The following is a 19,318-nucleotide window of genomic DNA, read 5'->3' on the forward strand; positions in this document are numbered from 1 at the left end:
AACATGAAATTCCGTCGAAGTGAACGTTTAATTGATATGACGCATTATTTATTGGAACATCCGCAGCAGCTTGTTTCGTTAACGTTTTTTGCTGAACGTTATGGTTCAGCTAAATCATCGATTAGTGAAGATCTAGCTATTGTTAAAGAAACATTTGAACAGCGTGGGATCGGCACGCTACAAACGATTCCTGGCGCAGCAGGTGGCGTAAAATATTACTCTAAGGTAAGTAAGGCGGAGGCCCGAGAGTTTATTGCTCGCATTTGCGAACAAATAGAAAAGCCAGAGCGTCTGCTTCCTGGAGGCTATTTATATATGATGGATTTGCTTGGTCATCCCCAAGTGATTCATAAAGTAGGAAAGCTGTTGGCATCCGCTTATGCGGGGATGGAAATCGATGCGATCATGACTGTAGCAACGAAAGGAATTCCTATTGCTCATGCTATTGCTTCTCATCTAAATGTTCCGGTTGTTGTCGTGAGAAGAGATAGTAAAGTAACAGAAGGCCCTACTGTAAGCATCAATTACGTCTCAGGGTCGACAAAGAGAATTCAAACGATGGTCTTAGCGAAACGCAGCTTGAAAGAGGGAGCGAAAGTGCTTCTTGTAGATGATTTTATGAAAGCTGGCGGCACCATTAATGGCATGATGAGTTTACTTAAGGAATTTAACGCAACTGTAGCAGGGATTGCCGTGTTAGTGGAAGCTGAGCATGATGAGGAACGACTTGTTGAGGATTATATCTCGCTTGTTAAATTGCAGGATGTTAATATAAAAGAACAAGCTATTTCAGTAGTTGAAGGCAATTATTTTTCAAGAAATATTGATTTTTCATAAGGGGAGATTAGGATGAGAACTGTATCGACTGAAAAAGCACCTGCCGCAATTGGGCCATATTCACAAGGGGTATTAGTGAATAATTTATTTTTTAGCTCTGGACAAATTCCGTTAACGGCTGAAGGCCAGATGGTAGAGGGAGATGTCGCTACTCAAACTCACCAAGTGTTTGCTAATTTAAAAGCGGTATTAGCAGAAGCTGGTGCTTCTTTACAAACAGTGATTAAAGCTACTGTCTTTTTAGCCGATATGGAGGACTTTGCTACTGTTAATGAGGTATATAGCCAATATTTTGCTGAGCATAAGCCAGCACGATCTTGTGTGGAAGTTGCTAGATTACCAAAAGATGCAAAGGTTGAAATCGAAGTTATTGCACTCGTGAAATAATCACGAGTGTATTTTTTTGGGAAATAACAAAAATTTTTCAAACTTTTCTCTGAAAAAAGAAGGAATATTAAAAAAATTATTGAATTACTAGTTTAAGCTTTTTATATAGGGGGAAAGGGTGGTGAAACAGAGTGGAAGTAACTGATGTGAGATTAAGACGTGTAAACACGGATGGTCGAATGAGAGCGATCGCTTCAATTACATTAGATAATGAATTTGTTATTCATGATATTCGTGTGATTGATGGCAACAACGGATTATTTGTCGCAATGCCAAGTAAACGTACGCCAGATGGCGAATTTCGTGACATTGCTCATCCAATCAACTCCAACACACGCGGTAAAATCCAAGATGCTGTTTTAGCGGAGTATCACCGATTAGGGGAATTGGAAGAAGTAGAATTAGAAGAAGCAGGAGCTTCCTAAAACATAGCGCAACAAGAGCCGACTTCTAAGGTACGGCTCTTTTTTTATTTCGGCAATATTAAAGTGCAGTTCAATATCATTGTTTAACAAAGCCTTTATTTTAACGACGACAAAAAAATGTCACTGTTTCAGTATCTTGAAATGAAGGCCTTTTTAAGATATATTCAATATGGACAAAAAGGTTATAGGGGGACCCCAAATGACGAATATTTATGCTGTCATTCTTGCCGCAGGTAAAGGTACACGAATGAAGTCGAAGCTTTATAAAGTGTTGCATCCAGTTTGTGGTAAGCCGATGGTAGAACATGTAATAGATCAAATTTCAAACTTACATACACAAAAGATTGTCACAATTGTAGGCCATGGAGCAGAAGAAGTGAAAGGCTATCTTGGCGACAAAAGTGAATTTGCTTTACAAGCAGAGCAACTTGGCACCGCTCATGCTGTTAGGCAAGCCGAAGACATTCTTGCAAAAGAAGATGGTTGTACTCTTGTCGTATGTGGGGATACTCCATTGATTAAATCGGAAACAATGGAAGCGCTTGTGAAATATCATCAAGAGCAAAAAGCGAAAGCAACAATTTTGACAGGCTATACAGAACATCCAGATGGCTATGGAAGAATTATCCGAAGTCAAGAGGGAACAGTGGAGCGAATTGTTGAACATAAAGACGCGTCTTCTGATGAACGACAAGTGAAAGAAATTAACACAGGTACGTATTGCTTCGATAACCGAGCTTTATTTGAAACATTAAAGAAAGTGTCAAATGATAATGCTCAAGGCGAATATTATTTACCAGATGTCATTGAGATTTTAAAGGATGCTGGTGAAAAGGTAACCGCTTATCAGACGCAAGATTTCGATGAAACTCTTGGCGTGAATGATCGAGTCGCATTAAGTCAGGCGGAGAAAATTATGCGTGAGCGTATTAATATTAAACATATGCGTAACGGAGTAACTTTGATCAGCCCTGAAAATACGTATATCGGTCCTGATGTAACAATCGGATCAGACACAGTGATTCATCCAGGAACCGTTCTTTCAGGTCACACGGTGATTGGTGATGACTGTCAAATCGGTCCAAATAGTGAAATCAAAAACTGCCGTATCGGCGACCATACAACGATTCGTCAATCGGTCGCATCAGACAGTGAAATTGGTTGTGATGTAGCTATTGGTCCATTTGCGCATATTCGTCCGGCCTCACATATTCATGATGAAGTCAAGGTAGGAAACTTTGTGGAAATTAAAAAATCTGTATTTGGTAAAGGTAGCAAAGCTTCTCACTTAAGCTACATTGGTGATGCCGAGGTAGGAAGCGATGTCAATATCGGATGCGGTTCGATTACAGTGAACTACGATGGAAAAAATAAATTTTTAACGAAAATAGAAGATGGCGTATTTATCGGATGTAACTCAAATCTTGTCGCTCCTGTGACGGTAGGAAAAGGCGCTTATGTGGCGGCAGGTTCAACGATTACAGATGATGTTCCTGGGGAATCTTTATCGATTGCTCGTGCGCGTCAAGTTAATAAAGAAAATTATGTGCAAAAACTAAACCTAAACGAATAAAGCGGAGGCCCACTATGGATAACCAGTATTTAGACCCAAACTTAAAATTATTTGCTCTTAATTCTAATCCAGCTCTAGCGAAAGAAATTGCCGATTCTATTGGAGTAGAGTTAGGAAAATGTTCTGTTAAGCGCTTCAGCGACGGAGAAATTCAAATCAATATTGAAGAAAGTATTCGTGGCTGTGACGTTTATGTCATTCAATCCACAAGCGGCCCTGTAAATGATAATTTGATGGAAACATTGATTATGATCGATGCATTAAAACGAGCATCGGCTAAAACGATTAATATCGTCCTTCCATACTATGGATATGCACGCCAAGACCGCAAAGCTCGTGCACGTGAACCAATCACGGCAAAACTAGTGGCTAACTTACTAGAAACAGCAGGAGCGACTCGTGTCATCACTCTAGATTTACATGCACCACAAATTCAAGGATTCTTTGATATTCCAATCGATCACTTAATGGGTGTGCCGATTCTAGCTGAGTACTTTAAAGGAAAAAATATTAGCAATGAAGATATTGTTATCGTATCTCCTGACCACGGTGGCGTAACTCGTGCGAGAAAAATGGCTGACCGCTTAAAAGCACCGATTGCGATTATTGATAAGCGTCGTCCTCGTCCAAATGTAGCAGAAGTAATGAATATTGTCGGTAATATTGATGGGAAAGTTGCGATTCTAATCGATGATATCATTGATACAGCGGGAACAATCACCCTAGCTGCTAGCGCTTTAGTAGAAAACGGAGCGAAGGAAGTATACGCTTGCTGTACACATCCAGTTCTTTCAGGACCAGCGATTGAGCGTATTCAAAACTCTAACATTAAAGAGCTTGTTGTAACGAACTCTATTGCCTTACCAGAAGAGAAAAAGATAGATAAAGTGGTCGAATTATCTGTTGCTTCTTTAATTGGTGAAGCAATTATCCGCGTTCATGAAGAACAATCAGTAAGCACGCTATTTGATTAATACCAATAAAAAAAGAGCCTATTTTTGGGCTCTTTTTTTTATTGGATCAAGAGAGAAATACTTATTATGTTTAAAGCTTATGGAAACGGGAATACATAAGAGAGAGATGGTTAGTAAAAATAGAAATTATAAACAGAAAGGTGAGTTTCTCTAATGAGTGCAGTACTTGAAGCAAAAAAACGAAATAGTTTTCAACGATCTGGATTGACGCAAAATCGCGAGGAAGGTAACTTTCCTGCAGTTGTATATGGCAAAGGAGTAGACAGTGAATCTGTTTATGTCAATGAAAGTGAGTTTTTAAAGACGATTAAAGAAGTAGGGAGAAATGGAGTTATCTCTTTAAAGATGGAAGGTCAAAAATATAATGTCATCTTGCAAGACTATCATCAAGATCCGCTAAAGAATGATATCGTTCATGCTGACTTTTTAGCTGTTGATTTATCTTCTGATATTACGGCTAATGTTAGAATTGATATTGAAGGGGAAGCGATTGGGGCAAAAGAAGGTGGCGTTCTTCAACAGCCATTGTTTGAATTATCGGTAACAGCGAAAGTAAGTGAATTTCCGGAAAATATTACGGTGAATGTATCACAATTAGGGATTGGCGCTACGTTGACAGTTGGAGATATTCGCAGCCAGTGCTCTTTTGAAATAAACCATGAAGATGATGAAACGATTGTGTCTATTCTAGCTCCTCGTTCAGGAGAAACAGAAGAGACAGAAACTGCTGAGGAACAAGCAGGAACTACTGAAGAGTAAAAAATTTAGCAGATGCCTAAGGGGTCTGGTTCACACGAACATGACAATATCTAGAACGATCTATCGTTTTTAGATATTAGCCATTTGTGAGGCCAGCCCTCTTTTCTCATGTCGCCTACAAGTCTTCATAGTAATTTAAAAGTATAATTTCTATCATTTGTGAGTTATACTTAAAATTACATAGCTTCAATTGGAGAGTTAAGAAGGAATTTGAGGTGTAGATGATGAAATTAATAGTAGGCCTTGGGAATCCAGGCTCTAAATATACAGGCACAAGACATAATATTGGCTTTGATGTCATTGATGAATTAGCTGAACGTTTTCAAGCTCCATTAACAGAAGCAAAGCACAAAGGTGTTTATGCGGTCGTTCGCAAAGGAATGGAGAAAGCGATTCTTCTTAAGCCGCTTACATATATGAATTTATCAGGTGAAAGCATCGGTGAAGTGATGCGATATTATAATATTGATGTAGAAGATTTACTCGTTATTTATGATGATTTGGATTTGCCTGTAGGTAAGATTCGTCTCCGTCAAAAAGGCAGTGCTGGAGGCCATAACGGCATCAAGTCGACGATTGCTCACATCGGTACGCAAGAATTTAATCGAATTCGCATTGGGATTGATCGTCCGAAAGCGCCAATGAAAGTACCTGATTATGTACTGGGACGGTTTACTGCAGAAGAACAGGAAAGTATGAAGAGTGTCATTTCTATATGTGCCGATGCAGTAGAAGCATGGATTGAACAGCCATTTCTTGAAGTGATGAACAAATTTAATCAGTAAATGAATAAATGTCTTCCGTCGTGCCTATACTAAATCTAATCATTGGTGTAGCGGGCAGCGAGGAGGAAGACAGATGGCTATTTACTATTTTTGCCGTCATTGCAATACTTTAGTCGGTTCACTTGATCAATCTGTGATCTCTACTAAACGGTTAGGTATTCACGCACTGACGGATCACGAAAGAACAGATATGATTCAATACGATCAAGATGGAACAATGAAGATTAAAATAATATGTGAAGATTGTCAGGAATCGCTTGAGAGGAATCCTGACTTCCACGAATATGATTATTTTATACAGTAAGCCGCTTTGGATGCCGATCCAAAGCATTTTTCTGTTTAAATTGTCGGAACAGTAAAAAAGAGTGTACTTTGTAACAGAGATTGAAGGGATTGGCAGCTAAAAGGGGAGGAACTGCGTGTGAATAGTTTACAAAATATATTTTTACAAAATCAAGATGTCCAAGTGTTATTTAGCGGGTTATCGGAAGGATTAAAAGAGCAGCTAGCAGCAGGTTTAACGGGCTCTTCAAGAGCGTTATTCATTGCTTCTGCTTATCAAAAGACGGACAAGCCAATTATGGTGATTACTTATAATTTGCTACAAGCTCAAAAGCTATATGATGATCTTCTGCAATTCACTCATGAGCAGGAGGTGTATTTGTATGCCGCCAATGAGCTTATTGCTGCAGAAATTAGTGTAGCTAGCCCTGAACTTCGCGCCCAAAGAATTGAAGTGTTAAATCACATTGTCAAAGAGAAAAAGGGAATTTATATCGTTCCTATTTCTGGACTTCGTAAATTATTGCCGCCGAAGCATGAATGGGAGGGGCTACAAAGACAGCTGACGCTTGGACAAGACATTGATTTAGATCAAATGATCAATGATTTAGTGAATATGGGTTATCAAAGAGCGGATATGGTCTATGCTCCAGGTGAATTTAGCTTGCGCGGCGGGATTATTGATATTTATCCACTGACATTAGAAGATCCTGTGCGTATTGAATTATTCGATACGGAAGTCGATTCTATTCGTACATTTTCCATTGAAAATCAACGGTCATTAGAAAATAAACAATCTATTATGATCAGTCCCGTAACGGAAACACCGTATCAGCCTGTTCATTTAGTCAGGCTTGCTCAACGGCTTGAACACGAATTAGAGGAGTCTTTAAAGAAGGTAAAAAACGAGGCGACTCAAAAGCTATTAAAAGAAAATATGAACATGGAAATAGAGAAGTTAAAGCAAGGACAAAGTATTGATAGCTTGTCGAAGTATATGGAGATTATGTACGAAGAGCCGATGAGCTTTGTTGACTATTTACCAAAGGATGGTCTCGTTTTTTTCGATGAAGTGAGCCGTATTAAAGAGCTAAATGACTCGCTAGAACAAGAGGAAGCAGAGTGGTATACGTCTTTACTTGAGGAAGGAAAGATTGCCCACGATATGAAGCTTTCTTACTCATTTGCTGAAGTGATGGCAAAAATTAAGCAGCCAATTATTTACCTTTCATTATTTATGCGTAAAGTGGCGGGAACAAACCCAGAGAACGTCATTAAATTCTCTAGCCGTTCGATGCAAAACTTCCACGGGCAAATGAATGTCCTTCATACAGAAGTAGAACGATGGAAAAAGCTTGGAATGACGGTTGTGTTTCTAGGTGAAACCGAGGAACGAATGAAGAAAATAGCAAGTGTTCTTGCAGATTACGAGATTGAGGCACTTCTCTCTCCTGAGAAAAGCATGGTGACGGAGCAAGCAATTCAAATTGGTTTAGGATCACTAACAGCCGGCTTTGAATTTTCGGAGCAGAAATTAGCCGTTATCACAGAACAGGAACTATTTAACAAGAAAACGAAACGAAATAAGAGCCGTCAAAAGCTCTCCAATGCAGAACGGATTAAAAGCTATTCTGAACTAAAGCCTGGTGATTATGTCGTTCATGTTAATCACGGGATCGGGAAATATTTAGGCATTGAAACACTAGAAATGAAGGGTGTTCACAAAGACTATTTAAATATTAAATATCAAGGGACAGATCAATTATATGTGCCGGTTGAGCAAATCGAATTGGTCCAGAAATATGTCGGTTCAGAAGGAAAAGAACCGAAAGTATACAAGCTTGGCGGCAGCGAATGGAAACGAGTCAAAAGCAAAGTACAATCTTCCGTTCAAGACATTGCTGATGATTTAATTAAGCTGTATGCGGAAAGAGAAGCGGCGAAAGGATATGCGTTTTCTCCAGATGGTGATATGCAGCGGGAATTTGAAACCGCTTTTCCGTATGAGGAGACAGAAGATCAACTTCGATCGATTCAAGAAATTAAACAGGATATGCAAAAAGAACGACCAATGGATCGCTTACTATGTGGAGATGTTGGCTATGGAAAAACGGAGGTGGCGATTCGTGCCGCTTTTAAAGCGATAGCAGATGAGAAGCAGGTTGCTTTTCTTGTGCCGACCACTATTCTTGCTCAGCAACATTATGAGACGATGCTAGAACGCTTCCGTGACTTTCCAATCAATGTCGGTTTATTAAGCCGCTTTCGATCAAAGAAGCAACAAACAGAGACATTAAAAGGATTAAAGAGTGGAACAATTGATATTATCGTTGGTACTCATCGACTGTTATCAAAAGATGTGCAATATCATGATCTCGGTTTACTCATTGTCGACGAAGAGCAGCGTTTTGGCGTCACACATAAAGAAAAAATCAAAAAATTAAAAACGAATGTCGATGTATTAACGTTAACGGCGACGCCGATTCCGCGAACATTACATATGTCGATGCTAGGTGTCCGTGATTTATCCGTCATTGAAACACCGCCGAAAAACCGTTTTCCGGTGCAAACATTTGTGGCTGAAAATAATCCTGCATTAATCAGAGAAGCGATTGAACGAGAGTTGGCGCGAGATGGACAAGTCTTTTATTTGTATAACCGAGTAGAGGATATCGAAAGGAAAACAGAAGAAATTTCCATGCTCGTTCCAGATGCTAAAGTAGCGTATGCTCATGGACAGATGACGGAACGAGAGTTAGAAACGGTCATTTTAAGCTTTTTAGAAGGTGAGTCCGATGTGTTAGTGACTACAACGATTATCGAAACTGGGGTAGATATTCCAAATGTGAATACATTGATTGTCCACGATGCGGATCGGATGGGGCTTTCCCAGCTGTACCAAATTAGAGGGCGTGTTGGACGCTCTAATCGTGTAGCTTATGCCTATTTTATGTATCGCAAAGATAAAGTGCTCTCGGAAACAGCTGAAAAACGACTTGAGGCGATTAAGGAATTTACCGAGCTAGGATCGGGCTTTAAAATTGCGATGCGCGATTTGTCCATTCGTGGTGCAGGGAATTTACTTGGTGCTCAGCAACACGGGTTCATAGATTCTGTCGGTTTTGATTTGTACTCTCAAATGTTGAAAGAAGCAGTAGAGCAAAAACGAGGAAATGATCAAGATAACAAGGTTCCGCCTTTTGAAATGGAAATATCTATAGATGCCTATATTCCAGATATTTATATTAAAGACAGTCAACAGAAAATTGAAATGTACAAGCGCTTCCGTAGCATCGATTCATTAGAAGAAGTAGAGGAATTGAAGGAAGAAATGATCGATCGTTTCGGTGAATATCCTCGTGAAGTGGATGATTTGTTTAAAGTGGCAGAAATGAAAATATATGCAAGTTTTGTTCAACTTGAAAAAATTAAGCAAGAAAAAGAAGCGGTCACGATTTGGATGAGTGATGTTGGTACACAGCATATCGATGGCTCTAAAGTATTTGAAATCTGTCATAAACACGGTCGTGCCGTTGGGCTTGGAATGGAAAATAATCAATTGAAAATAACGATTAATATTCAGCAATTAACAGCTGAAGCATGGTTTGCAATGGCCTATGATATCATTCAAAATCTTGAACATGCTAGAAAATAATCATCAAAATGCATAGAACTTCCTAGATGAAAGATAATAACATCAATGTGGCAGGAATATCGATGAAAAATCGCTTATTCATTGTCCAAAAAATCATCTGATGAAAGTGAGGCAACAAGATGAAAGCAACTGGTATTGTTCGTCGAATTGATGATTTAGGGCGGGTGGTTATCCCAAAGGAAATCCGCCGAACGTTAAGGATACGAGAAGGAGATCCTCTAGAGATTTTCGTTGATCGTGACGGGGAAGTGATATTAAAGAAATACTCCCCAATTAGTGAATTAGGTGACTTTGCTCAAGAATATGCCGAAGCGTTACATGATAGTTTGAATAGCAATGTATTGATTTGTGATCGCGATGCAATTATTGCGACCGCAGGTGTAGGGAAAAAAGAATATATGAATAAAAGTGTGGGATCATTAATTGAGGCGGCGATCAATGAGCGACAGCCAGCATTAAATAACCCACATGGTCCGGTTGAAATTGTCGATGGACGGGAAGAAAATATGCAATCGTATACGGTCGCTCCGATCATTGCCAATGGAGATGCTATTGGGGTCGTCTTGATTTTTTCAACGGAGAGAACCATGAGTGAAGTAGAGAAAAAATCTTCTGAAACAGCAGCTAGCTTTTTAGCGAAACAAATGGAACAATAACAAGGAAAGGAAGCAGTAAGAAAACGAGCTGCTTCCTTTTTTTGTTGATATCATTTAAATTTGTAATAGCTTGTTTAGAAGGGCTAGGTGTAGTTCATTGCCAAGTGGTAATCAAAAATCTTTTATGCGAGAAGCCGTTATTTTAACGATGGCGGCAATCTTTGTCAAAATCTTAAGTGCTATTTACCGCGTTCCTTATCAAAATATCGTAGGGGATATCGGTTTTTATATTTATCAGCAGGTGTACCCGTTATATGGAATTGCCGTTGCTTTATCTACCTATGGCTTTCCAATTATTATTTCTAAGTTAGTAGCAGAAAAAGAAGAGGACCATCTGCATGTGGAGAGAATCGCTCGACTGTCATTCACTATGATTAGTGTGTTAGGGGTATTGTTATTCTCTATTATCTTTTTTGGTGCCAATACAATTGCGAAATATATGGGAGATATGGGGCTGACTCCGATGATTCGACTTGTTGCCTTTTCCTTTTTACTTATGCCATTTTTAACTGTATGGCGCGGCGCTTTTCAAGGGATAGGAGATATGGCTCCGACAGCCGTATCACAAGTAGTGGAACAATTGATTCGAGTAGGAGGCATACTGCTATTTTCTTATCTTATGATTGACCAAGGATATTCGCTGTATGTAGCAGGTGCTGGAGCAATGGCCGGTTCCTTGGCTGGCAGTCTAGCTGGGATGTTCGTGCTGTTCTTTTTTATAAGGAAAAGATATTCTACCACCAAGCTTGGTTGGCCGAAAAAGAACGGATTCCATAAGAGAGAAATCCGCCTGTTAATCGTTCAAGGTACGGCAATTTGCCTATCAAGTATGATGCTCGTGTTGCTCCAGTTAGTGGACTCATTTCATTTATACAGCGGGCTGCTTCAAGCGGGACTTAGCGATGTAGAGGCGAAAATTGCAAAAGGCATTTATGATCGCGGTCAACCACTGCTACAGCTTGGAACGGTAGCCGCTGTTTCACTATCGTTGACGCTCGTTCCGCTTGTGACGTCCGCTTTTCAAAAAAATCAACAACAGGAAGTCAGAGAGTATATGCAACTGGCTGTGAAGATCAGTATTACCATTGGGTTAGCAGCTACTGTTGGTTTGATCAATATTATGGATGCCGTCAATACGATGCTATTTGAAAACAGCGAAGGGTCTTTCGTGCTGTCTATTTTTTGTGTGTCCATTTTGTTTAGTTCCGTTATCCTAACCTTTTCGGGGATATTACAAAGTATAGATAAAGACATTATTCCTGCTTTAGCAGTAGTCATCGGGGTGTTTGTTAAGTATATTGGAAATATACTACTTGTTCCTTTGTATGGAACAGCGGGTGCGGCTATCTCTACCGTCCTTGCTTTATGTGTCATCACTATCTTCCTTGCTTTTTGCATTCGAGGTCAACTGAAAATCCCATTGATACATACAACCTTTCTGTATAAAGCATTATTTTCTGTGACCGTGATGACAGTAGCTTTACAAATATGGCGAGTGGTAATGGAATATCTTTTATTTTCAAATGAAATGGATCGCCTACAAATGACTGTTCTTGCACTGAGTAGTGTAGCAATAGGTGCATGTGTATTTATTTATACAATGATGAAAGTTAACTTATTTACAGAAGAAGAATGGTTGCAAATCCCTTTTGGAGATAAATTAAAGAGAATCAGCCATAAAATCAAATAATACTTTTCAAGAAAGAGAGTGATGAATATGACTCATTCGATTACGATTGTCGGTCTTGGAGCAGGAGAGCTCGATCAACTTCCACTAGGTGTATATAAATTATTAAAAAGAACAAATAAGGTATATGCACGAACAATCGATCATCCAGTTATTACTGAGCTTCAAGCAGAGGGTGTATCATTTGATAGCTTTGATGATGTATACGAAAAGCATGATCAATTTGAGGCAGTGTATGAAGAAATCGTAGCGGAGTTAATCTTGGCAGCAACAAAGGAAGATGGAGTAGTGTATGCCGTTCCAGGTCACCCAATCGTCGCAGAAAAAACGGTGCAATTGTTGTTGGAAAAAGGGAGATCACAAGAATGGGATATCTCGATTGCGGGCGGACAAAGTTTTCTTGACGCTTTATTCACTTCCATTGAAGCGGACCCGATCGATGGATTTCAATTTTTAGATGGAACGTCTTTAAGTAAAGATGATGTAAATATTTTTCAACATGTGGTGATCGCTCAAGTATATGATGCTTTTGTTGCCTCTGACGTGAAGCTTACTTTAATGGAGAAGTACCCAGATGAATATGAAGTCTATATTGTGACAGCAGCAGGTAGCTCAGAGCAAGTTGTCAAGAAGGTTCCTTTATATGAATTAGATCATCAAGTTGAACTAAATAATTTAACATCGCTTTATGTCCCACCAGTGAAAAAAGAGGAACAAACGTATCGAGAATTTGCAGTGCTTCAGCAAATTATCGCCAAGCTTCGTGCACCAGATGGTTGTCCATGGGATCGAGAGCAAACGCATGAGTCGTTGAAAAAATATTTAATTGAAGAAGCATATGAACTTCTTGATGCGATTGACCGCCAAGATGATGACAATATGATCGAGGAGCTTGGCGATGTCCTTTTACAAGTGTTACTTCATGCTCAAATTGGAGAAGATGAAGGGATGTTTTCCATTGAGGACGTTATTGAATCTCTCGCTCAAAAAATGATTCGCCGCCATCCCCATGTATTTGGAGAAAAAATAGTGGAAGATGCCGAACAAGTCATCGCCAGCTGGCAGGAGATTAAACAGCAGGAAAAAGGAACAAAAGAGACAGCTCTGCTTGATGAAGTAGCGAAAGGGCTACCAGCGTTGCTTCGTGCCTATGAATTGCAGAAGAAAGCGGCGAAAGTAGGATTTGATTGGGAAGATGCTCAAGGGGCACTTGATAAAGTGGAGGAAGAGTGGAAAGAATTTCTTGATGAAGTGAAGAGTGGAGACCAAGCTCGATTGCTTGAAGAGTTTGGTGATCTGTTGTTTGCACTTGTCAATGTGTCTCGTTTTTACGCCATTCATCCAGAGGAAGCGTTAATTGCAGTAAATGAAAAGTTTCATCGTCGTTTTGCCCATGTGGAAAAACGGGTAAAAGAGAATGAACAAACATTTAATGAATATACGCTAGACGAATTAGATGCTTTTTGGAACGAGGCTAAACAGCTAGGCTTATAAAAGAAAAGGAGAGAAGATCATGAGCACAATGAGATTAGATAAATTTTTAAAAGTATCAAGAATTATTAAAAGAAGAACATTAGCGAAAGAAGTAGCTGACCAAGGAAGAATTATGATTAACGGCACAGCGGCAAAAGCAAGCTCCAATGTAAAGGAGGGTGATGAATTGATCATTCGTTTAGGCCAACGTTTGCTCACCGTTCAAGTAGAGAAGCTACAGGAAACGACAAAGAAAGAGGAAGCCGCGGGGATGTACAAACTCTTGAAAGAAGAAAGATTAAACGAGCAATAAAGCTTCTTATCTTTATTACATAGTTTCGCTTCCTCCTGCATACATTTAGTGGCAAAGCTTGTACTTTCCACGATGAGGGGGAGAAGGATGAATCAATTATATGATTTTCATGATAAAGGTACGGCGGAACATGATGTGGTCATGCGAGGAAGAAAACTATTAGAAATCACTGGAGTGAAGCAGGTTGAAAGCTTTGATAGTGAAGAGTTTTTATTAACAACTGTGATGGGGGATCTATCTATAAAAGGTCAAAACTTGCAGATGAAGAATTTAGATGTGGACAAGGGGTTAGTATCCATTAAAGGCACGATTTTCAGCTTCGTTTATTCCGATCATTCGGCGGGCGAAAAATCAAAAGGCTTGTTTAATAAGTTATTCAAATGAATCTTTCTGTTCAGTTCGAAACGATGATTGCCATGATCGTCATGGGATGGATTTTTGGTGCGTTACTAGATACGTATCAGCGGTTTTTACAAAGACCGACCCGCTCTCGCTGGATCACCTTTATTAGCGATGTGATCTTCTGGTGCCTTTATGCTGGCTTCCTGTTTTACAGTCTATATAAGATTAACTATGGGGAAATCCGCGTGTATGTTTTTTTAGCTGCGCTCTGTGGTTTTGCCGCCTATCAGGCATTATTCAAATCCATTTATTTGAAAATTCTAGAGTGGATCATCTTATTTTTCACAAAGATATCCATTTTGATCAAGAAGACGATTTACTTTTTACTCATTTGGCCAGTAGTCATCTTATGTAAATGGATGATTAATTGTATAAGTTTGATGGGAACAGGTGTGATAACTCTTGCCAAAATGTGTCTTCACCTATTATTATTTATAGGAAAGGTAATATTTTTTCCTGTTGGCCTAATTTTGAAGCTGTTACCGTTGCGTATTCGCAACAAAATAGCGGATATAAATAAAAAAATAGCAGGAGTTTTTCTACTTACCAAGAATCAATTAATCAATATAACAAAACGTTGGAATAAATAAGCCGGGAGGAAGAAGGATGAGCGGATTAAATAAACAAAAGGTGATAGCCTTGAAAAACGCTTTTGTTTCCAACTGGACGAAAAGAGAACTGTTTGTAGCAAGGTATAAGAAAAAGTTATATAGAAGGCTTGCAGCTTTCTCTATTTTAGCACTCATTATTATTGCGGGTCTTGGATCTACACTGATTGCTCAATCCGCTAACTTGGAAGAGAAACAGAAGCAAAAAGAAGAGGCACAAGCATCACTTGTTGAATTGGAAAAGCAACAAAAGCAGTATGAAGAAGAGCTTGAAAGATTGAATGATGATGAATATATTGCAGAGCTTGCAAGAAAGAATTACTTTTTATCAGATGAAGGAGAAATCATTTTTAATATTCCTGAGGCTGACGAAAAAGGTGAAAAGCCGGGAGAATAAGCAGAGGCTATATTGACACCTTTTTTTTACGTAATATAATATAATGTAAAGTTCGATCATTTCTAAGGAGGAAAAATTTTTTTATGTCAATCGAAGTAGGCAGCAAGTTACAAGGTAAAGTGACAGGCATCACTAAATTCGGAGCGTTTGTTGAACTGCCAGGAGGCTCAACTGGATTAGTACACATTAGTGAAGTAGCGGACAATTATGTGAAAGATATTAACGATCACTTAAAAGTTGGCGATGAAGTGGAAGTAAAGGTTATTAATGTGGAGAGTGATGGAAAGATCGGCTTGTCCATCCGCAAAGCGAAAGACCAGCCACAGCAACAACAACAGTCCTATCGCCCTCGTCCAAAAAATAATGATTTTCGTTCTAAAGGGCCAAGAGGAAATTATACTCCTCCAAAAGAAAATTTTGAACAGAAAATGGCTCGTTTTCTAAAGGATAGTGAAGACCGTCTGTCAACTTTAAAGCGCCAAACAGAATCACGGCGTGGCGGAAGAGGCGCGAAACGCAGTTAATTGCTGCCTATTCAAACTATTATTTAATAGATTGTTCTTAAGCGTTTCATTCACAAAAAAAGCTGTTTCAAAAGCTTGGACGTCCAAGCTTTGAGACAGCTTTTTATTTTTAAAATGTTATTTGTTTTACAGGATAGGTCAATGTTTACTGCGTTTACGCTTTTGGATAGTCAAGATCCCAGATAACGCCGAAACGGTCTTGTACCTTAGCGAATTTTGAGTTCCAAAAAGTATCTTGAAGCTCCATGAGAACTGTGCCATCTTGGCGAAGAGTATCGTAAATGGATTGAATTTCCTGTTCGGTTTCTAACGTAAGAGCAAGTGAAATTTGATTACCGGATTCAACGCGTTGTCCTAAAAATGAATCGGATACCATGATAACAAAATCGCCTTTTCCGAATCGAGCATGCATAATTTTTTCTGCCGCTTCAGGAGGAGTTGGAAAATCCGCTTCTCCAAATGTTTGAATGCCTTGTATTTCAGCTTGAAATGTGTTGGCGTAAAAATCTATCGCTTCACGTGCATTTCCGTTAAATGTTAAATAAGGTGTTACTTGTCCTTTCAAGAAATTCACTCCTTTCATTTATAAGATAAATATAGGGTGTAGTATAATGAATGTCAATAAAAAACCCAGATGCGTTTGAACCGCTTGGATTCAAAAACATCTGGGTTTTTTTGCCGATGACCCGTACGGGATTCGAACCCGTGTTACCGCCGTGAAAGGGCGGTGTCTTAACCGCTTGACCAACGGGCCTAATAGAGTTTGCTATTTTGGTAGCGGCGGAGGGGATCGAACCCACGACCTCACGGGTATGAACCGTACGCTCTAGCCAGCTGAGCTACGCCGCCATAAAAATGATTATTTGAAGCACAATGAATATAATACTTTACGAGATAATCAATTGTCAATCATTTTTCGCGTGCATATTGTCGAACACTTTTTTGGGGCAAGTCTCTCATTTTGACAAAGTTTTATCTTGTGCTTCTTTATAATGATCAACAAAGAAAAACGAATAGAGGTGCTAACTATGGAGAGAGTGGAAAGAGACATAGTGGAACCAGTCGGTCAAGTAGATTTAGAGGAGAGGAAGTTAGAAGTGTTCCAAGGGTTGAAAAAAATGATTTTTCAACTGCAGGAATGGCTGCTTGAAAAAGGATTTATCTTTTTACTGATCGGATTTTTGCTGGGCCGTGCATTGATCCTTTCGCATTTAACTCCTTTTGCTCTACCCTTTTTTGTAGCCGTTTTCATGTTGAGGAGAGAGTCTGCCCCTTTGGCTTTTATTGGCATACTTGCCGGATCTCTTACTTTATCCATTGAGCAAATCAGTTACTCCTTTGCTACAATTATGCTCTTTTTAGTAGCCCATCGCCTATTTAGGAATTTCGCTAAACAAGATACAATCTCCCTTCCATTTCTTGTTCTTTTTACTGTGTTAGCTGTAGATTTCGGATTAGCTTATATTCAAAACAGTTATGTGCTTAGTGGATATGATGTATTGATGGGTGCAATTGAAGCCTCGCTCGCTTTTGTTTTGACACTTATTTTTATGCAGAGCATTCCGTTTTTAGCACTTAGTAAACGAGTCAAATCTTTAAAAATGGAAGAGGTGGTCAGTTTAATTATTACACTCGCTTCTATTACATCGGGAACGATTGGCTGGTCCCTGTATGGCTTGTCCATTGAACACATTTTTTCAAGGTATTTAGTGTTAGTTTTTTCTTTGATTTCTGGAGCGGCGATTGGATCAACTGTCGGGGTAGTAACGGGCTTGATTTTCAGTCTGGCTAGTGTAGCTAGTTTCTTTCAAATGAGTTTACTCGCCTTTTCTGGGTTATTGGGCGGACTGTTGAAAGAGTGGCGCAGGCTGGGAGTGTCTATGGGGCTGCTGACGGCTACGCTACTTGCTGGTATGTATAGTGAAAATGGGATTCCCTTGGCTCCATCGATGTATGAATCATTGGTAGCCATTATGTTTCTATTTTTAACGCCGAAAATGGTTACCGATCAGTTGGCCAAGCTAATTCCTGGTACGGCGGAGCATTCTAAAGAGCAACAGCAATATTTAATGAAAATGAGAGATGTGACGGCCAACAGAGTTGAACAGTTTTCGGAAGTATTTCAAGCTTTATCGAAAAGCTTTTCTCATTTTAATGTGAACAGCTTGGATGAAAGTGAAGAACGAGAGGTAGACATGTTTTTAAGTCATGTGACAGAAAAAACATGCCAGACCTGTTTTAAAAAAGAACAATGCTGGGCAACTAATTTTCAACAAACCTATCAATTAATGACAGATGTGTTATATGAGCTCGATGCAGGGAACGAAAAGCTTTCGCAAAAGCTTACTAAAGATTTAGAGAAACATTGCTTTCGTCCGAAACGAGTAGAGGAAGCGATTAACCAGCAGCTTACTTACTACCAAGCAAATCAAAAATTAAAAAAACAAGTATATGATAGCAGAAAGCTTGTTGCAGAACAGCTGCGAGGAGTATCAGAAGTGATGAGTGACTTTGCCGAAGAGATTCAGAGGGAAAGAGAAAATCATCATCAACAAGAAGAACAAATATTTGAAGCGATCGAATCGTTTGGCATGGAGATTGAGCACATTGATATCTATAACCTGCAAAAAAGCAATGTCGATATTGATATGACAGTTCCTTATTCGAGCAACCAGCATGGGGAATGCCAAAAGCTATTAGCTCCCATGTTGTCCGATATTCTAGGAGATAACATTGTTGTTTATAAAGAAGAATGTGAGGGAGGGCTAGGTGGAGTTTGTGAGATCACTTTCCGTTCAGCCAAGGCGTTTGCTATAGAAACGGGTGCCGCTCATGCTGCTAAAGGAGGAGGGTTTGTTTCTGGAGATAGCTATTCGACAATTGAACTGGGCGCAGGAAAATATGCAGTGGCGATTAGTGATGGGATGGGTAATGGAGAAAGAGCTCATTATGAAAGCAATGAGACACTGCGTCTTCTTCAGCAAATATTAAAATCGGGCATTGAAGAAAAGTTGGCGATCAAAGCGGTTAACTCGATTTTGCAGCTGCGAACGACAGATGAAATTTTCTCTACATTGGATTTATTGATGATTGATCTGCAAGATGCTACGGCCAACTTTTTGAAAGTCGGATCTACTCCTAGTTTTATTAAGCGAGGAAGTAAAATTATAAAAGTGGAGGCGAGTAACTTACCGATTGGAATTCTTCAGGAATTTGAAGTGGATGTTGTGAGCGAACAGCTAAAATCAGGTGACTTAGTTATTATGATGAGTGATGGAGTATTTGAAGGGCCAAGAAACGTAGAGAATAATGATCTGTGGATGAAACGAAAGATTGCTGAATTAGAAACGGACGATCCGCAACTAGTAGCGGACTTGCTAATGGAGGAAGTGATTCGAACAAGAGCGGGCGATATTGAGGATGATATGACAGTTGTTGTGACAAAAATATCCCATAATTTACCGAAATGGACATCTATCCCAATGAATATAAGCTTTTCGAAAAATAAAAAGAAAATCTCTTAAAAAGAGATAAAAGATATATATGTATATTTCCTCTTTTTTCCGGCGAGGATACTAATA

The 19,318-nt window shown here is 39.3% G+C and carries 19 protein-coding genes and 2 tRNA genes; 18 read left to right on the forward strand and 3 right to left on the reverse strand.

Annotation, left to right across the window (positions count from 1 at the left end; translation table 11 throughout):
* Positions 1–3 precede the first annotated feature (3 nt).
* The 17 genes from purR to WDJ61_RS00355 all read left to right on the forward strand — a co-directional run bounded on the left by purR (position 4) and on the right by WDJ61_RS00355 (position 15,737).
* The gene (gene purR / locus WDJ61_RS00275) at positions 4–837 is read left to right on the forward strand and encodes a pur operon repressor (protein WP_338752514.1); all 834 of its coding nucleotides are present in this window, start codon (positions 4–6) and stop codon (positions 835–837) included.
* Positions 838–849: 12 nt separating this feature from the next.
* Positions 850–1,224: a RidA family protein gene (locus tag WDJ61_RS00280; RefSeq protein ID WP_338752517.1), complete on the forward strand. Its 375-nt coding sequence runs from the start codon at positions 850–852 to the stop codon at positions 1,222–1,224.
* Positions 1,225–1,355: 131 nt separating this feature from the next.
* Positions 1,356–1,649: a septation regulator SpoVG gene (gene spoVG, locus WDJ61_RS00285; protein WP_041101893.1), complete on the forward strand. Its 294-nt coding sequence runs from the start codon at positions 1,356–1,358 to the stop codon at positions 1,647–1,649.
* A 199-nt stretch (positions 1,650–1,848) separates the two neighbouring features.
* On the forward strand, positions 1,849–3,222 hold the full coding sequence (gene glmU, locus WDJ61_RS00290; RefSeq protein WP_338752527.1) for a bifunctional UDP-N-acetylglucosamine diphosphorylase/glucosamine-1-phosphate N-acetyltransferase GlmU: 1,374 nt from the start codon (positions 1,849–1,851) through the stop codon (positions 3,220–3,222).
* Positions 3,223–3,236: 14 nt separating this feature from the next.
* Positions 3,237–4,196, forward strand: a complete 960-nt coding sequence (locus tag WDJ61_RS00295) for a ribose-phosphate diphosphokinase (protein ID WP_338752529.1) — start codon at positions 3,237–3,239, stop codon at positions 4,194–4,196.
* A 153-nt stretch (positions 4,197–4,349) separates the two neighbouring features.
* Positions 4,350–4,955, forward strand: coding sequence for a 50S ribosomal protein L25/general stress protein Ctc (locus tag WDJ61_RS00300; RefSeq protein WP_338752531.1), 606 nt, complete (start codon positions 4,350–4,352; stop codon positions 4,953–4,955).
* 224 nt (positions 4,956–5,179) lie between these two features.
* Positions 5,180–5,740 carry an aminoacyl-tRNA hydrolase gene (gene pth, locus WDJ61_RS00305; protein ID WP_338752533.1) on the forward strand — a complete coding sequence of 187 codons (561 nt, stop codon included), beginning with the start codon at positions 5,180–5,182 and terminating at the stop codon, positions 5,738–5,740.
* A 73-nt stretch (positions 5,741–5,813) separates the two neighbouring features.
* Positions 5,814–6,044 carry an anti-sigma-F factor Fin family protein gene (locus tag WDJ61_RS00310; RefSeq protein ID WP_338752535.1) on the forward strand — a complete coding sequence of 77 codons (231 nt, stop codon included), beginning with the start codon at positions 5,814–5,816 and terminating at the stop codon, positions 6,042–6,044.
* A gap of 117 nt (positions 6,045–6,161) precedes the next feature.
* A complete protein-coding gene (gene mfd / locus WDJ61_RS00315; RefSeq protein WP_338752537.1) occupies positions 6,162–9,677 on the forward strand; it encodes a transcription-repair coupling factor in 3,516 nt (1,171 codons plus the stop codon).
* A 119-nt stretch (positions 9,678–9,796) separates the two neighbouring features.
* Entirely contained in the window at positions 9,797–10,333 is a 537-nt protein-coding gene (gene spoVT, locus WDJ61_RS00320) for a stage V sporulation protein T (protein WP_338752539.1), read from the forward strand.
* A gap of 97 nt (positions 10,334–10,430) precedes the next feature.
* Complete coding sequence (locus WDJ61_RS00325; RefSeq protein ID WP_338752540.1) at positions 10,431–12,023, forward strand: polysaccharide biosynthesis protein; 1,593 nt, start codon at positions 10,431–10,433, stop codon at positions 12,021–12,023.
* A 27-nt stretch (positions 12,024–12,050) separates the two neighbouring features.
* On the forward strand, positions 12,051–13,514 hold the full coding sequence (gene mazG / locus WDJ61_RS00330) for a nucleoside triphosphate pyrophosphohydrolase (RefSeq protein WP_338752542.1): 1,464 nt from the start codon (positions 12,051–12,053) through the stop codon (positions 13,512–13,514).
* Positions 13,515–13,542: 28 nt separating this feature from the next.
* Positions 13,543–13,806, forward strand: coding sequence for an RNA-binding S4 domain-containing protein (locus tag WDJ61_RS00335; protein ID WP_338754636.1), 264 nt, complete (start codon positions 13,543–13,545; stop codon positions 13,804–13,806).
* 87 nt (positions 13,807–13,893) lie between these two features.
* The gene (gene yabP / locus WDJ61_RS00340) at positions 13,894–14,190 is read left to right on the forward strand and encodes a sporulation protein YabP (protein ID WP_338752544.1); all 297 of its coding nucleotides are present in this window, start codon (positions 13,894–13,896) and stop codon (positions 14,188–14,190) included.
* Entirely contained in the window at positions 14,187–14,798 is a 612-nt protein-coding gene (yabQ, locus tag WDJ61_RS00345) for a spore cortex biosynthesis protein YabQ (protein ID WP_338752546.1), read from the forward strand. Before yabP ends, yabQ begins: the two co-directional genes overlap by 4 nt.
* A 16-nt stretch (positions 14,799–14,814) precedes the next feature.
* Positions 14,815–15,213, forward strand: coding sequence for an FtsB family cell division protein (locus tag WDJ61_RS00350; protein WP_338752548.1), 399 nt, complete (start codon positions 14,815–14,817; stop codon positions 15,211–15,213).
* A gap of 83 nt (positions 15,214–15,296) precedes the next feature.
* Positions 15,297–15,737 carry a S1 domain-containing RNA-binding protein gene (locus WDJ61_RS00355; protein WP_338752550.1) on the forward strand — a complete coding sequence of 147 codons (441 nt, stop codon included), beginning with the start codon at positions 15,297–15,299 and terminating at the stop codon, positions 15,735–15,737.
* Positions 15,738–15,891: 154 nt separating this feature from the next.
* Here WDJ61_RS00355 and WDJ61_RS00360 read toward each other — a convergent pair whose 3' ends face one another.
* From WDJ61_RS00360 to WDJ61_RS00370, 3 genes are all read right to left on the reverse strand, one after another.
* On the reverse strand, positions 15,892–16,302 hold the full coding sequence (locus tag WDJ61_RS00360) for a VOC family protein (protein WP_338752552.1): 411 nt from the start codon (positions 16,300–16,302) through the stop codon (positions 15,892–15,894).
* A gap of 117 nt (positions 16,303–16,419) precedes the next feature.
* A tRNA-Glu gene (locus tag WDJ61_RS00365) sits at positions 16,420–16,491 on the reverse strand.
* Positions 16,492–16,509: 18 nt separating this feature from the next.
* Positions 16,510–16,586, reverse strand: a tRNA-Met gene (locus WDJ61_RS00370).
* A gap of 179 nt (positions 16,587–16,765) precedes the next feature.
* Between WDJ61_RS00370 and spoIIE the strand changes: the two genes are divergently transcribed.
* Complete coding sequence (gene spoIIE, locus WDJ61_RS00375) at positions 16,766–19,261, forward strand: stage II sporulation protein E (RefSeq protein ID WP_338752554.1); 2,496 nt, start codon at positions 16,766–16,768, stop codon at positions 19,259–19,261.
* Positions 19,262–19,318: the final 57 nt, after the last annotated feature.

This window comes from Bacillus sp. FJAT-52991 (genome assembly GCF_037201805.1).
Taxonomy (GTDB): domain Bacteria; phylum Bacillota; class Bacilli; order Bacillales; family Domibacillaceae; genus Bacillus_CE; species Bacillus_CE kandeliae.